Raw genomic sequence first — 13,387 nt, 5'->3', positions numbered from 1 at the left:
GGGGCTTGACTACTTGGCTGGGCCAGCTTAGCCCGTTCTTGCCCAACATGTAGCTGACTAAGGCCTGAATTAGCTATTAACCTTTTTATGATCGGCTAGGAAAGTAGCCAAACCTTTGTCGGTCAGGGGGTGGTTCAGCAGGCCGTTGATTACGCTCAGCGGGCACGTCACCACATCGGCGCCCAGCTCAGCGCACTGCAGCAGGTGCGGCACGTGCCGCACCGAAGCCGCCAGCACTTGCGTAGGGTAGCCGTAATTGGAGAAGATGTCGACAATTTGCTGTACCAGCTGCAAGCCATCCTGCCCAATATCATCAAGCCGGCCTACGAAGGGCGATACATACGTAGCACCTGCCTTAGCCGCCAATAGGGCCTGCCCCGCCGAAAAAATGAGAGTACAATTGGTTTTGATACCCTTTTCGGAGAAGTACTTGATAGCCTTTACTCCGGCCTTAATCATGGGCACCTTCACCACAATGTTGGGGTGCAGCTCGGCCAGGGCTTCTCCCTCCCGAATGATTTCATCGAATTCCGTGGCAATTACTTCCGCTGATACATCACCATCAACAATCTCGCAGATCTGACGGTAATGGCTCATAACGGCATCAAGGCCTTTGATGCCTTCCTTAGCCATCAGCGAAGGATTAGTGGTTACCCCATCGAGCACACCGAGTTCTACGGCTTCCTGAATTTCGGCAAGGTTGGCAGTATCGAGAAAGAATTTCATGCGGAGAAGTTAGAATACAATGCCCAAAGCTAGCACGGATCATACGGATTTATCCGATTATCCAGATTTTATGGTTCGCACCAGCTACTACGCAAACCAGCAATATGCTTTAAACGCAAAAAGCGGCTCAGTGAGCCGCTTTTTATATGCTACATCAACCAGCAAAGGATAAACCTGAAGCGCTAGTCTACGGCAAGGACAAAAAAAAGCGAGCCAAAATCGCACCGCTCAACCACCTACCCTTGCTACCTTCCGGTCCTGGGGGAGTTCAGCAGGAGCTGGTCGTTCTGACTCGCCGGGTGCAAAGATACACAACCCATTCAGCGAATCATCAGATGCCCGCGCTTTTTTGTGTGTTTTTTAGGCTAACGGCAGATAATCAACAAGATTTATTTTCATTCTGACACTGCGGCTTGCCATTGGCAGGTGTTTTCCGGGACTTTACCGGTTGCCAGTAGCCTTTCTAGTTCCGATAGGCTTTCTCTGCTGCTTTACTGCGCTTTTTAAGATCCCGCTTGTAGTTGGCTACGGCTTCCAGCGTAAAAGAGGTAGGCTGCGTGGTACTCACCGTCTGCTCCAGGTCTTTGTAGCCGGCGTAGGTGATGCGCAACACCGGCGGCGTACTGCTTGTGCGCAAAACGTAGCCCCCTACGGAATTGGTGGTTATAGAATTATTTTTATCTCCCACCACCGAAACTGTAGCCCCGGCCAGCGGCTCGCCCATATCACTAAACACAGTTCCGGTTAGAGTTTTCACAGACGTAGCTTCTACGCTATTTTCTTTGCCGGAAACAGCTGCTTGGGAATTACCGGAAGTGGTTTGAGCGCACAGAGAAAAGGCCGGGAGAATACCGAATAAGCTGAGCAGAATTAGAACGCAGGCTTTCATAAACTTGGCAGAATTTGGTATCTAAAGAATGTATGCCTACAGTTGGTTTAGAGCCGACACTATTCTTCAAGATATAATTTTACAAGTAAGTCGTTTTTATTTAATTGGGTTCATTTCTTTTGGTGAAAGCACAGAGACATTCGTTGAATTAGTACGAGTGCTCGGTAGAAGAACAAACCTATCAAGATAATGGTAGCTGATTTTGCGCTCCCCGGTGCGGTTCTTACCTTTGCCCATGCCTCAACAAATCCTGATTCTAGACTTTGGGTCGCAATACACTCAGCTCATTGCCCGGCGCATCCGGGAACTGAATGTTTACTGCGAAATCCATCCGTATAATCACGCCCCGGACCTCACTGAGGATATCCGGGGCGTTGTGCTTTCGGGCTCGCCCTGCTCTGTGCGCGACCCGGAAGCCCCCAACCCCGACCTCTCCAAGTACCTGGGCCACGTGCCCGTGCTGGGCGTGTGCTACGGTGCTCAGCTGCTGGCCCACCAGCAGGGGGGCGAGGTAATGCCCGCTACCATCCGGGAGTATGGCCGGGCCCGGCTTAGCCACGTGCACCACGCCTCTCCCCTGCTCCACGGCGTGCCCACGGAGTCGCAGGTGTGGATGTCGCACGGCGACACGATTAAAGACCTGCCCGCCGGCTTTGAGATACTTGCTGGTACGCCAGAAGTGGCCGTGGCGGCTTTCCACATTCAGGGCCAGCCTACCTACGGTATCCAGTTCCACCCAGAGGTAACCCACTCCACTGACGGCAAAACCCTGCTCCAGAACTTTGTAGTGACCATTTGTGGCCTAGATCAAAGCTGGACGCCGGAGCACTTCGTGGATTCAATGGTGGAAACCTTACAGCGCACTATTGGCGAGGAGGACCAGGTGATTCTAGGCCTATCGGGGGGGTTGATTCTTCGGTGGCAGCCCTACTGCTGCACCGCGCCGTTGGGAAGCGCCTGCACGGCATTTTTGTAAACAACGGCCTGCTGCGTAAGGATGAGTACGAAGACGTACTGCACTCTTATAAAGATCTGGGCCTGAATGTACGCGGCGTAGATGCCTCCCAGGAGTTCTATGCGGCCCTCACTGGCCTCACCGACCCCGAGCAGAAGCGCAAAGCCATTGGCCGCACCTTCATTGAAGTGTTTGACCGCGAAGCCCAAAAAGTAGATGGCGCCCGCTGGCTGGCCCAGGGCACCATTTACCCCGATGTAATTGAGTCGGTTTCGGTGAAGGGCCCGGCCGTAACTATTAAGAGCCACCACAACGTGGGCGGCCTGCCGGAAAAAATGAACCTACGGATTGTGGAGCCGCTACGAGCCTTGTTTAAGGATGAGGTACGTGAGGTAGGCCACACGCTAGGCCTGCCCACCAACATTCTGCACCGCCACCCCTTCCCAGGCCCCGGCCTAGGCATCCGCATCCTCGGCGACATCACCCCCGAGAAGGTAGACCTGCTGCAGCGCGCCGACGCTATCTTTATCAACGGCCTGAAAAACTACGGCCTGTATGAAAAAGTATGGCAGGCGGGCGTAATGCTGCTGCCCGTGCAAAGCGTGGGCGTAATGGGCGATGAGCGCACGTACGAGCGAGTGGTAGCCCTGCGCGCCGTAACCAGCGTAGATGGCATGACCGCCGACTGGGCTCACTTGCCCTATGAGTTCCTGGCCGATGTGTCGAACCGCATCATCAACCAGGTACGCGGCATCAACCGCGTGGTGTACGATATCAGCTCTAAGCCACCAGCAACCATTGAGTGGGAATAATATATTCCTGTAACAAGGAGCATAAAAGAGCCACTGAAGTATTTTCAGTGGCTCTTTTTAGTTTTACCGAACTACCTTACGGGCCTACACACTTGCCGCTGTTTATGCAGATTCATTGCTTTCAACATATGCCCGATGAGGGCCCGGGCCACATTGCCACCTGGGCTGCCGCGCGAGGCCATGCGCTGCACATTACCTCATGGTATGTGCCTGATGTTGTGGCACCAGATCTAACCAGCGCCGACTTTCTGATAGTGCTGGGCGGTGCCATGGGCGTGCACGACGAAGCAGAATGCCCGTGGCTGCGCCAGGAAAAGGCCGCCATCAAACAAGCCCTCAGCACAGGCATTCCGGTGCTGGGCCTCTGCCTTGGGTCGCAGTTGGTGGCGCAGCAGCTGGGCGCTACCGTGGGCCGTAACGCACAACCGGAGGTGGGCTTCTGGCCCGTGCAGTTTACCGCCGAGGCCCGCCGCCACCCATTGTTTCAGCACGTGCCAGAGTTTATTCCCGCACTACACTGGCACTATGATGCCTTTACCCTACCACCCGGGGCGCAGCTAGTGGCCTACTCGCCTCCCACCAATTGCCAGGGGTTTCTGTGGGGTGAGCGGGTAGTAGGCCTACAGTTCCACCCAGAGGCCGACGCCGAGTGGTGCGAGGCAATAGTGCAAGCCGAGGGGCACTTGCTGGAGCCTGCAGCTTTCGTGCAGGATGCGGCGGCTATCAGAGGGCAAGTGACTACTTTGGAAAACAGCCCCGCATTTCTGTTTCCGCTGCTGGATGGGATGCTGACTACTACTGCTGCTGCTCTAAACTACCGCTAGGCCAGTTGCCTTGGGCCCTATATTTCGGTTTGGTTGGTACGGCCTGTTGCAGGCTGCCGGCGCTGGGGCACGCGGCAGTTTCTGGCCCCTCGCCCTGATGAGCTACCACCGCTATCAGGGTTTCTGCGTAAACTAGCCCAACTCTATTCCCCAGCCAGCCCCTGCCTTACTGCATGAAACGCCCTTCTCTCCGTCAGTTCCTGGCCTTACTTGCGCTGGGCCTGCTGCTGGTGGTTGGGGTAATAGCCTATATAGTAGGCACAGGCTGGGGGCAGCGAAAAATTACCCGCATGGCCCGGGAGCGAATTGCCCGGAACTCGGAGCTAGTGTTAGCGCCCTTTGAAGTGGAGTTTTCCTGGCTGCGCGACTTCCCCCATATTACTGCCTCGCTTAGTCACCTTAGCCTTACTGATACCGCGTTTAAGCAGGCAGTACCAGTGCTGCGCATTAACCGCGCCGATGTACGCCTGCAGGCCAGCGAATTGCTCCGTGGGCGCGTAGTAATCAACCAGGTAACCGTGCACGGAGTAGACTTTCGGCAGCTAACCGATACGCTGGGCCGCACCTGGAGCCTGCACGGCAAGGGGCCCCACCGGTCCGCGGCCTTCTCCCCTCCCGACTTCCTCCTGAATTCTCTGCGCATCTATAACATGCGCGTGACCGACCGGAATGATTTACAGCACAGCGGGTTTTCTGCCTTCGTGCGCGAAGGGCAGCTTTCGGTGCAGGGCCGCCAGGGCGTAGGCCACGTGCGGGGCACCCTACAAGGGCAACTGGAGTTCTTGCGCAGTGGCCGCGGCAATTTGTTTGAGCAGGAGCCTATTATGGCGTGGGTGCGTTACCAATACGATTTCCGCCAGCGCCAAGGCACTTTTCAGCACACCCGAGCTACTCTCAACGGCGACACCGTACTTATTGACGGCACCCACCAGGCGGCGGCTCCTGGTCAGCGGCGGGGCACCACCCTCAACCTGCGTTTTCAAGGGCAGCAGCCCCTGGTAGAAGTGTTGCATGTGGCATTGCCCACCAGCCTGCACCGGTACCTGAGCGGTGCCGTTAGTGCCAGTCATGCGCACATTGATTACGCCATTCGGGGCCTGAGTGGCCCTTCGGCCCGGCCCCGCACCGTGTTGCGGTTCAACCTCCAGAATGCCCAAATGCGCTGGCCCGGCACCACCCGGCAAATCAGGCGCTGGGATGCCCGCGGCGTTTTTGATAATGGCCCAGAACACACTTCCCAATCTACTTCCCTCACGCTTGAGCAATGCCGGCTGTACTCTACCGCCGGTGAGCTGCTGGCTAATATTAAGGTAGCCAACTTCACTCGCCCGGTGCTAACGGGGCACGTGCAAGGGCGCACCGAGCTGCAAACCCTGGCTACCGTGGTAGTGCCGGATTTGTGGCATGCGCGCTCAGGGCAGGCCGCCTTAAACATTGACCTGAACGGCCCGCTGCCAGAAATTCCGGAGCGCGCTGCCCGCCGGGCCAGCTACCGAAGCACCCTCCCCCCGCTGGCCGTGCGGGGCACCGTCACTCTCCAAAATGCCTCCTTTACCGTACCCAGCCGCCAGGCTGACATGACTGGGCTAAACGTGCGCGTGCGCCTGCTTGATAGTGTTTGGATGCTGGAAAACCTGAGCGGCCGACTCAATGGCATGCAGGTGCAGGCCAATGCTACCACTACTTCTTTACTGGCCTACTTCACGGGGCAGCAGCCAACAACCACTATTAAAGGCACCTTTGCCGTTGATGCGCTTTATCTTGACCGCCTGCGGCGGCTTTTGGCTCCGCCAACCCCATCGGTAGGCCAGGTACCCGCCCGGCCCCGGCGTGGGAATGCGGGTCGTAAGCAAGAAATAGCAGCCCGGGCCATGAATTTATTCCCGCCAGGCCTGCGGCTGAACATTGGGCTACGCTGCCAACGCCTGGTGTTGAAGTCTGATACACTGCATGGTCTGGCCGCCACAGTTCGCCATGATGGGCACCAGGTGCAGCTTTCAAACCTGCGGGTGCGGGTGTGGGGTGGGCAGGTGCAGGGCGCTATCAGCTGGCCTACTGACACGGTGCGGGCCCAGCCGGTAGCGGCCCGGTTGGCCCTCAGGTTCACTACCCTCAACTACCAGCGGGTGCTGGCGCTGCTGGCCCGCCCGCCGCGCCGCTCAGCTTCTGCTCAGTCCTCCCCCGATGCCAGCCTGCAGGATATGCTCCGGGATGCGAATGGGCAGGTAGAAGCCACCATTAACACCGTGCTGCTGCCCGCTGGCGAGAACCTGACCAATCTGCGGTTACGCCTAAACAAAAACGGCCGCAACTTCAGAGTCCCGTACCTAACGTTTGGTACCAGTGCCGGGGGTACCGGCCGCGTGAGTGCCTCGGCGAGGCTCACTGGATCTGAGCTGCAAGGTGCGCAGGCTACAATTCGGCTGCATTACCAAATGCTGGACATACAGCGCTTGTTTCAGCTGTTGGCCGCGCTAACGCCTCCATCTAAAAAGGCGGCCGCCTCTATGCCTAAGGCTCCCGGAGACATATCTCCGTTACTGGATGGCACCGTTACGGCCGGCGTGCAGGTTACCGCCGACTACATTGCCTATTCCAGCCTGAAGGGTAGCAACTTTAAACTGCGCAGCAAGCTTTCTGAGGGCTGGGCCACGCTTGAGGAATGCTCCTTGAAAACGTTTGGGGGCTCTATGGCCTTGCGCGGCAAGGTACAGATGGACGCTGAGCAGGGCGCCCTGCATCCCTTGCACGCTCAGGTAAGGCTACAGGAAATCAATTTACCCGAGCTGTTCGAGCTGGCGTCAGCCCTGCGCTTTGATGTAATGGGGCCCGAAAACATACGGGGGGCTATGTACTGCGAAGCCGACCTCCATACCACCCTTGATGCTGCCTTCCTGCCCTTGCTGGCACAAACGCACGCCTACTTAAAAACCGACCTGCGCAATCTGGAGCTCCTGGATGTCACTGCTTTGCAACAGGCCCTCAAATTTCTGCGCGAGAAGCGTACCAGCCACCTCTATTTTGAGCCCGTAAGCCCGCAATTTGTGCTTGATGGCAACCGGCTTCTGATTCCTGGCCTGCCCCTCAACAGCAACCTAACGGATATGGCCGTGAGTGGCGAATACCACCTCGATGGCCGCGCGAACCTATATGTAGGCCTCAGCCCCATGCAAACGCTATTTGGTAACAACCAAAAGCGGATTGAGCGCATCAAGAGTGGCGAGGCCGCCGAGCGGCGCAGCCGCGGCCTGATATACCTGAGCCTACGCCGCACTCCGGGCAGCAAATACAAGGTAGGCCTGTTTAAGAAGCAAGAACAACGCGAGCAGCAAACCCGCCTGCGGCAAGAGTTTAAACGGCTCCTGCTACAGCAGCCCCTCGATACCACGCTGCACTTATTGCGGTAGAAGGGTAGTGCTGCGCCAGTGGCCTAGCCGCAGGCCTCGGTTGACTTCCGCTGAAACAGCTCAGACTTCAGCACTATGCTTTGGCTCGGCAGAATGGCTTTCTTCTTCTCAATGGCTCGCAGCAGAATCTTGGCCGCCTCCTTTCCTATCTCGTAGGCCGGCTGCGTAATGGTGGTGAGGGCAGGCGCCAGCAGCGAAGCCACTCCCAGATTTGAGAAGCCAATAATTTTAACGTCTTGGGGAATAGCCCGGCCAAGGGCTTGGCAGGCTTGGTAACTACTGATTACCAGCCGCTCTACGGAGGCAAATATGCCGTTTACTTCAGGGCGGCGGCGGAGCAGGTCCTTGATGAGCTCGGTATTGCTCTCATCATCTCCATTACCGTCTATTATGAGCGTCTCATCAAAGGGGATGCCGGCGGCCTGTAGTGCCGCCTGGTACCCCTGCATCCGCATGCGCCCGATGGAGAGGTTCCCCGATACCAGCAAGTGCGCAATATGCGTGCAGCCGGCTTCAATCAGGTGCTGGGTAGCGAGGTAGCCGCTTTCGTAGTCGTTGGTAGTAACATTAGCCGTGTGTATGGCTTCGCACACCCGATCGAAAAAAACAATGGCTGGCTTGCTGGCGTAAAGCTTCTGCAAGTGCGAAAACTCCTGGCTGCCGCTGGCCACCGACATCAGCAGGCCATCTACCCGCCCACCCATCAGGTACTGCGTAATAGCTACTTCACGCTCGTAGTCGTCGTGAGTGAGATAAATTAATACGTGGTAGCCGCTCTGGCGGGCTACTTCCTCAATGCCATTGATGGCCAGCGAAAAGAAGTGGTTGTTGACTTCCGGAATAACCACGCCAATGGTTTTACTGATGTTTCGGCGCAGACTGCTGGCGTAGGCGTTCGGCTCATAATTCAGTTCCGCCGCTAGCGCCCGCACCCGCTCCTTCGTTTGCGCCGACACCTCATAACTGTCTTGCAGCGCCCTGGATACCGTGGCAATAGACAGGTTAAGCTCTTGGGCAAGCCGTTTTAAATTAACTGAATTCATGTACTACTTGTGGGCTACAACCGAAATGGTGAGTAAAATGAGTTGTAGCTGAGCTTGGTAAAGCTAACGCATTTTGAGTAATGCCAAATGACCCTTTACCGCGTGTTTTCTCCTCATCATTAGTGGCCCCACGGTTTCGAGCCTGGCTTTTCTGCTCAGACATCGTAAACGTTTGCGTAGATAAACCCACACGGCAGTGCCCGAATCGCAGGTGAGTGTATCGTACTTGGCACTAGCGGGAAGAGGTAGCTTAAGGTGATTGTTGCTTCAGCGTTTCTACCTAAGTTCTGTGCTGCCCATTCTTTCCGCTTGTTTACAAGCCACTACAATACACCGGCAGCATTTCCCATGCACTGGCCTAGGTGTTGCTTGACTTTAGTAGCGTGCCTTGCTTTGGTGTTGAATACCTATTTTACGCAATAGAAAACAGCTCCCCTTCTTTCCATCTTCCTGCTCCACTTAATGGCCTCCCACCCTCTGCTAAAACCTCTTCTCATTGTGTTGCTGCTGGTTGGCGGCGTGATGGGACATACACTGCGCGCCCAATCCACTTTGCTACAGAATGCCCCAGCCCGCCGCGTACTTAGCCTTAATGGCAGCTGGAACTACATCATCGACCCCTACGAAAACGGCTTTTATGATTACCGCCGCGAAGCCTTCGACCAGTCGAAGTCGGGTAAGGGTGGCTACTACGATAACGCTAAGCCTAGCAGCACGCAGGAGCCAGAACTGATTGAGTACGACTTCGACAAATCGGCGGCGCTGCAGGTACCCGGCGACTGGAACTCTCAGGACCCCAAGCTGCTCTACTATGAGGGCACCATCTGGTACAAGAAGAGCTTCCACCTGGCTCCCAAGGCCGGACAGCGGTACTTCCTCTACTTCGGGGCTATTAACTACGAGGCCCATATATACCTGAACGGTAAAAAGCTAGGCATGCACAAGGGCGGCTTCACGCCCATTCAGTACGATATTACCGACCAGCTCAGTCCCAGCGGCGACAACTTTGTGGTGGTGAAGGCCGATAACACACGCCGCCCCAACGAGGTGCCCACTATTAACACCGACTGGTGGAATTACGGCGGCATCACGCGCGACGTATTTATTGCCGAAACTCCTGCTACCTACATCAGCGACTATAAAGTACAGCTGGCCAAGAATGATGCGAATACGCTGGCGGGCTACGTGCAGCTCAGCGGCCCTAACCGCGCAAACCAAGCGGTAACGCTCACTATCGAGGAAGCGGGCATCAAGCAAACCCTGAAAACAGACGGTGAAGGCCGCGTTGCCTTCCGGCTACCGGCAAAAAAGCTGATGCGCTGGTCGCCGCAGAACCCGAAGCTGTATGCCGTGCGGCTCAGCAGCGGCCCCGACGCGGTGCAGGACCGTATTGGGTTCCGCACCATCCAAACGCGCGGAGCCGATGTGTTGCTGAATGGGCAGAGCATTTTTATGCGCGGCATTTCCATCCACGACGAAAACCCGCTAATTCCGGGCCGGGCCCGGGGTGAAGGCGATTTGCGCATGCTCCTGACCTGGGCTAAAGAACTGGGCTGCAACTACGTGCGGCTAGCTCACTATCCGCACAACGAAATCATGCTCAAGCTAGCCGATGAAATGGGCCTGCTAGTGTGGGCTGAGGTGCCCGTGTACTGGACCATTGCCTGGGAAAACCCAGATACGTACCAAAACGCCGAAGCCCAGCTCACCGACCTGATTTCTATGGGGAAGAACCGCGCCAGCGTTGTGGTATGGTCAGTGGGCAATGAGACCCCGCTGGGTGAGCCCCGCCTCAAGTTTATGAGCAGCCTGGCCCAGAAAGCCCGCGCCCTCGATGATACCCGCCTGATTTCGGCGGCTCTGGAGCTCCACCGCACCCCCGATAACGTGATTCACGTGGATGACCCCTTGGGCGAATATCTGGACCTGACCAGCATCAATGAGTACGCAGGCTGGTATTGGGGTGGCAGCCCGAGTGAAATCACCAAGTACACCTTCGATATCAAGTACAACAAGCCCGTAACCATCAGTGAGTTTGGGGGTGATGCGCTGGCCGGCTACCACGGCGACGCCAACACCCGCTGGAGCGAGGAGTATCAGGAGGCGCTGTATGTAAACCAACTGAAGATGCTGAGCACCATAAAAAACCTGCGCGGCATGACCCCCTGGATTCTGGCCGACTTCCGGGCCACGCGCCGCCAGCACCCCGTATACCAAAACGGCTTTAACCGCAAGGGCCTGATTTCAAGCACAGGCACCAAGAAAAAAGCCTTCTTTGTACTGCAGGAATATTACCGGCAGATGGCCCAGAAGTACGACAGAAAATAACCTCACAACTGTGGGGCCCATGTGCCTCTCCTGTAGCGCTTAACAACCCGGACGTTTTTACGTGCCTGCATGCATATGATTTACAAAGCACTTGTATTCTTGCTGTTGTTAACCGCACTGGCGCCCCAGGTACAAGCTCAGAACCTGCAGCCGGTAGTCCGTAAACTGCAAGCACCGCCCGCGCGCAAGGAGAAGTTTCAGCTGTACCTGCTGGTAGGCCAGTCGAATATGGCGGGGCGGGGCCAGGTAGAAGCTCAGGATACCGCCACCAACCCACGAGTGCTGCGCCTGAACAAGGCCGGGCAGTGGGAACTCGCCCAAGACCCGCTCCATTTTGATAAGCCTACGGCGGGCGTAGGCCCGGGCCTGACTTTTGGGCGCGATATGGCGGCCCTGGACCCCAGCGTAGTGGTTGGGCTGATTCCGTGTGCTGTGGGCGGCTCGGGCATTGATGTGTGGCAGCCGGGCGCCTACTTCCCCGATACCCAGGTTAAGCCCTATGATGAAGCATTAGACCGCGCCCGGCTGGCCATGCAGCAGGGTAGGCTGGCCGGCATTATCTGGCACCAGGGCGAAACGGATTGTACTCCGGAGAAGAGCGCAGCCTACCAGCAGAAGCTGCGAGACATGATTGCTCGCTTCCGCCAAGATTTACAGGCACCAACGGTGCCTTTTGTGGCCGGCCAGTTGCCAGCATTTCAGTTTACCACACCTGGTCCCAAGGGCAAACCACAACCCAGCCCCGACCTGACGCGCATTAATCGGGCGCTGGTGCAGCTCAAGCACGACGTAGGCCACTACGAGTACATCAGCACCGAAGGCACCCACGACCGCGGCGACCAACTGCACTTTGACGCCGCCGCCGCCCGCTTACTAGGCCACCGTTACGCGCAGGCCATGCGCAAGCTGCAACAGTCTGGGCGCTCCCGCTCGCACTAAGAAGGCTCTTACACTCCTCAATTAGCACACGCAGCGGCCCGCGGTTATTGTACTGCACACGTTGCATTTGCTCAGGAGTGGCCTAGAGCAGCATTCTTGGTGCTTTTCCACACGTACCGGCTATACGCGTTTAAACGCCCAGTAAGCCGGCACTGGCCTAGCCTCCGGACAAGTGTGCTGCTGCCTGCGCAACCGCACTCACGCAAGCTTATGAGCGGCAGTAACTCCTACCAAACGCTCCCCTTCTGGGTGGCGCACCAGCCGGCTCAGCTCAGATGCATTACGCGCCGAGGAATTTCGCACTAACAGCTCGGGGCGTAGTGCCACTTGGCGGGGTGCAAACGGCCGACCATCGGCTTCAATCAGCTCCAGCAGTAACCGCACCGCGGCCTGCCCCATTTCCTCGCACCGCTGATCAATAGTAGTGAGTGCTGGCTCCGTAACCACGGTGAAGGTTTCGTTACTGAAACCGGCAATGGCAACATCTTGCGGCACTCGCAACCCGTGGCGCTGTACTTCCTGCAGGGCTCCCAGCGCGCCATAGTCGCCGGCGGCAAATACGCCATCCGGAGGATTGGGAGAGGCCAGCAACTCGCGCATGGCGTCTACTGCCTGGCTCTGGACCATATCAGTGTATGCAATCAGGCCCTCGTCTTCGGGTAGGCCCGCTTCGCGCAGTGCATCGAGGTAGCCCTGGCGCCGGTTTTTATAAATGTTGAGGTGCTGCGGCCCCGCAATGTGAGCTATACGGCGGCAGCCCTGCTCAATGAGGTGGCGGGTAGAAACATAGCCTCCCTCCTGGTCGTCGAGCACTACGGCGTTTACGTTGTCGCCCTCCACAATCCGGTCGAAGAACACCAACGGCATACCACGGCTGCGCAGCTTCTCAAAATGCCGAAAATCGTGGGTTGTGCGGGATAAAGACACTAGAACGCCCGCTACCTGAGCACTCAACAGAATATCGAGGTTGCGGCGCTCCTGGGCCACATCTTCATTTGATTGACAGATAATCACGTTGTAGCCCGCCTTGCTGGCAGCCGACTCGATGCCATGCACTACCGACGGAAAGAAACGGCCTTCAATATAAGGCACCACAATGCCCAGCAGTTGGCTCTTACCCTTGCGCAGGGCTGAGGCCAAACGATTGGGCTGGTAATTATACTTCTTGGCCAGCTTGAGCACCTTTTGCTTCATTGCCGGGCCAATGCTGTAATGGTCACTCAGCGCCCGCGAAATAGTAGTCATTGATACGCCTAGCTCCCGAGCCAGGTCGGCCATGGAGACGGGGGTAGAGGTATTTAGTTCGGGTGCTTGCTTTTTTCGAGGAGCCATATTGCGGGATGCTGCACAATGCTTTGTGTAAAGATATAACTATCTGGAGTCAAAAGGCAGTGTATGGTAGCATGCATTTGATTTAGAGGTGGATTATGCTGTTTACCGGCAGCAGCAAAGCCTAGCTACAGG

8 protein-coding genes, 1 other RNA gene and 1 pseudogene are annotated in these 13,387 nt (G+C 56.7%); 5 read left to right on the top strand and 5 right to left on the bottom strand.

The features are described 5' to 3' along the window. Nucleotides 1-69 precede the first annotated feature (69 nt). From fsa to HMJ29_RS15330, 3 genes are all read right to left on the bottom strand, one after another. Nucleotides 70-726, bottom strand: a complete 657-nt coding sequence (fsa, locus tag HMJ29_RS15340) for a fructose-6-phosphate aldolase (protein ID WP_171592312.1) — start codon at nt 724-726, stop codon at nt 70-72. Nucleotides 727-928: 202 nt separating this feature from the next. Beyond that, nucleotides 929-1,025, bottom strand: an RNA gene (gene ffs, locus HMJ29_RS15335) — signal recognition particle sRNA small type. Between the two features lie 164 nt (nt 1,026-1,189). Continuing rightward, nucleotides 1,190-1,483, bottom strand: a complete 294-nt coding sequence (locus HMJ29_RS15330; protein WP_171592311.1) for a carboxypeptidase-like regulatory domain-containing protein — start codon at nt 1,481-1,483, stop codon at nt 1,190-1,192. Nucleotides 1,484-1,850: 367 nt separating this feature from the next. Here HMJ29_RS15330 and guaA point away from each other — a divergent pair. From guaA to HMJ29_RS15315, 3 genes and pseudogenes are all read left to right on the top strand, one after another. Beyond that, nucleotides 1,851-3,382 (top strand): annotated as a pseudogene (gene guaA / locus HMJ29_RS15325) (glutamine-hydrolyzing GMP synthase). Nucleotides 3,383-3,486: 104 nt separating this feature from the next. Then, entirely contained in the window at nt 3,487-4,206 is a 720-nt protein-coding gene (locus tag HMJ29_RS15320; RefSeq protein ID WP_171592310.1) for a type 1 glutamine amidotransferase, read from the top strand. 173 nt (nt 4,207-4,379) lie between these two features. Beyond that, nucleotides 4,380-7,613: an AsmA-like C-terminal region-containing protein gene (locus HMJ29_RS15315; protein WP_171592309.1), complete on the top strand. Its 3,234-nt coding sequence runs from the start codon at nt 4,380-4,382 to the stop codon at nt 7,611-7,613. A gap of 23 nt (nt 7,614-7,636) precedes the next feature. Here the strand turns inward: HMJ29_RS15315 and HMJ29_RS15310 are convergent, their stop codons facing one another. Further along, nucleotides 7,637-8,656: a LacI family DNA-binding transcriptional regulator gene (locus HMJ29_RS15310; RefSeq protein WP_171592308.1), complete on the bottom strand. Its 1,020-nt coding sequence runs from the start codon at nt 8,654-8,656 to the stop codon at nt 7,637-7,639. A gap of 462 nt (nt 8,657-9,118) precedes the next feature. Between HMJ29_RS15310 and HMJ29_RS15305 the strand changes: the two genes are divergently transcribed. Together HMJ29_RS15305 and HMJ29_RS15300 are read left to right on the top strand one after the other, a co-directional pair. Next, nucleotides 9,119-10,984, top strand: a complete 1,866-nt coding sequence (locus tag HMJ29_RS15305; protein WP_171592307.1) for a glycoside hydrolase family 2 protein — start codon at nt 9,119-9,121, stop codon at nt 10,982-10,984. Nucleotides 10,985-11,059: 75 nt separating this feature from the next. After that, nucleotides 11,060-11,923 carry a sialate O-acetylesterase gene (locus HMJ29_RS15300; RefSeq protein ID WP_171592306.1) on the top strand — a complete coding sequence of 288 codons (864 nt, stop codon included), beginning with the start codon at nt 11,060-11,062 and terminating at the stop codon, nt 11,921-11,923. Nucleotides 11,924-12,121: 198 nt separating this feature from the next. Here HMJ29_RS15300 and HMJ29_RS15295 read toward each other — a convergent pair whose 3' ends face one another. Further along, a complete protein-coding gene (locus HMJ29_RS15295) occupies nt 12,122-13,201 on the bottom strand; it encodes a LacI family DNA-binding transcriptional regulator (RefSeq protein WP_171592305.1) in 1,080 nt (359 codons plus the stop codon). Between the last annotated feature and the right edge of the window lie 186 nt (nt 13,202-13,387).

The organism is Hymenobacter taeanensis (genome assembly GCF_013137895.1).
In the GTDB taxonomy this organism is placed as follows: domain Bacteria; phylum Bacteroidota; class Bacteroidia; order Cytophagales; family Hymenobacteraceae; genus Hymenobacter; species Hymenobacter taeanensis.
The sequence above is the reverse complement of the archived record's forward strand: the minus strand, read 5'-3'. Positions and strand labels throughout refer to the sequence as shown.

Bases quoted from the DNA above. Each gene is read 5' to 3' on its own strand.
- fsa (WP_171592312.1), bottom strand. From the start codon at position 726: ATGAAATTCTTTCTCGATACTGCCAACCTTGCCGAAATTCAGGAAGCC.
- HMJ29_RS15320 (WP_171592310.1), top strand. From the start codon at position 3,487: ATGCAGATTCATTGCTTTCAACATATGCCCGATGAGGGCCCGGGCCAC.
- HMJ29_RS15315 (WP_171592309.1), top strand. From the start codon at position 4,380: ATGAAACGCCCTTCTCTCCGTCAGTTCCTGGCCTTACTTGCGCTGGGC.
- HMJ29_RS15310 (WP_171592308.1), bottom strand. From the start codon at position 8,656: ATGAATTCAGTTAATTTAAAACGGCTTGCCCAAGAGCTTAACCTGTCT.
- HMJ29_RS15305 (WP_171592307.1), top strand. From the start codon at position 9,119: ATGGCCTCCCACCCTCTGCTAAAACCTCTTCTCATTGTGTTGCTGCTG.
- HMJ29_RS15300 (WP_171592306.1), top strand. From the start codon at position 11,060: ATGATTTACAAAGCACTTGTATTCTTGCTGTTGTTAACCGCACTGGCG.
- HMJ29_RS15295 (WP_171592305.1), bottom strand. From the start codon at position 13,201: ATGGCCGACCTGGCTCGGGAGCTAGGCGTATCAATGACTACTATTTCG.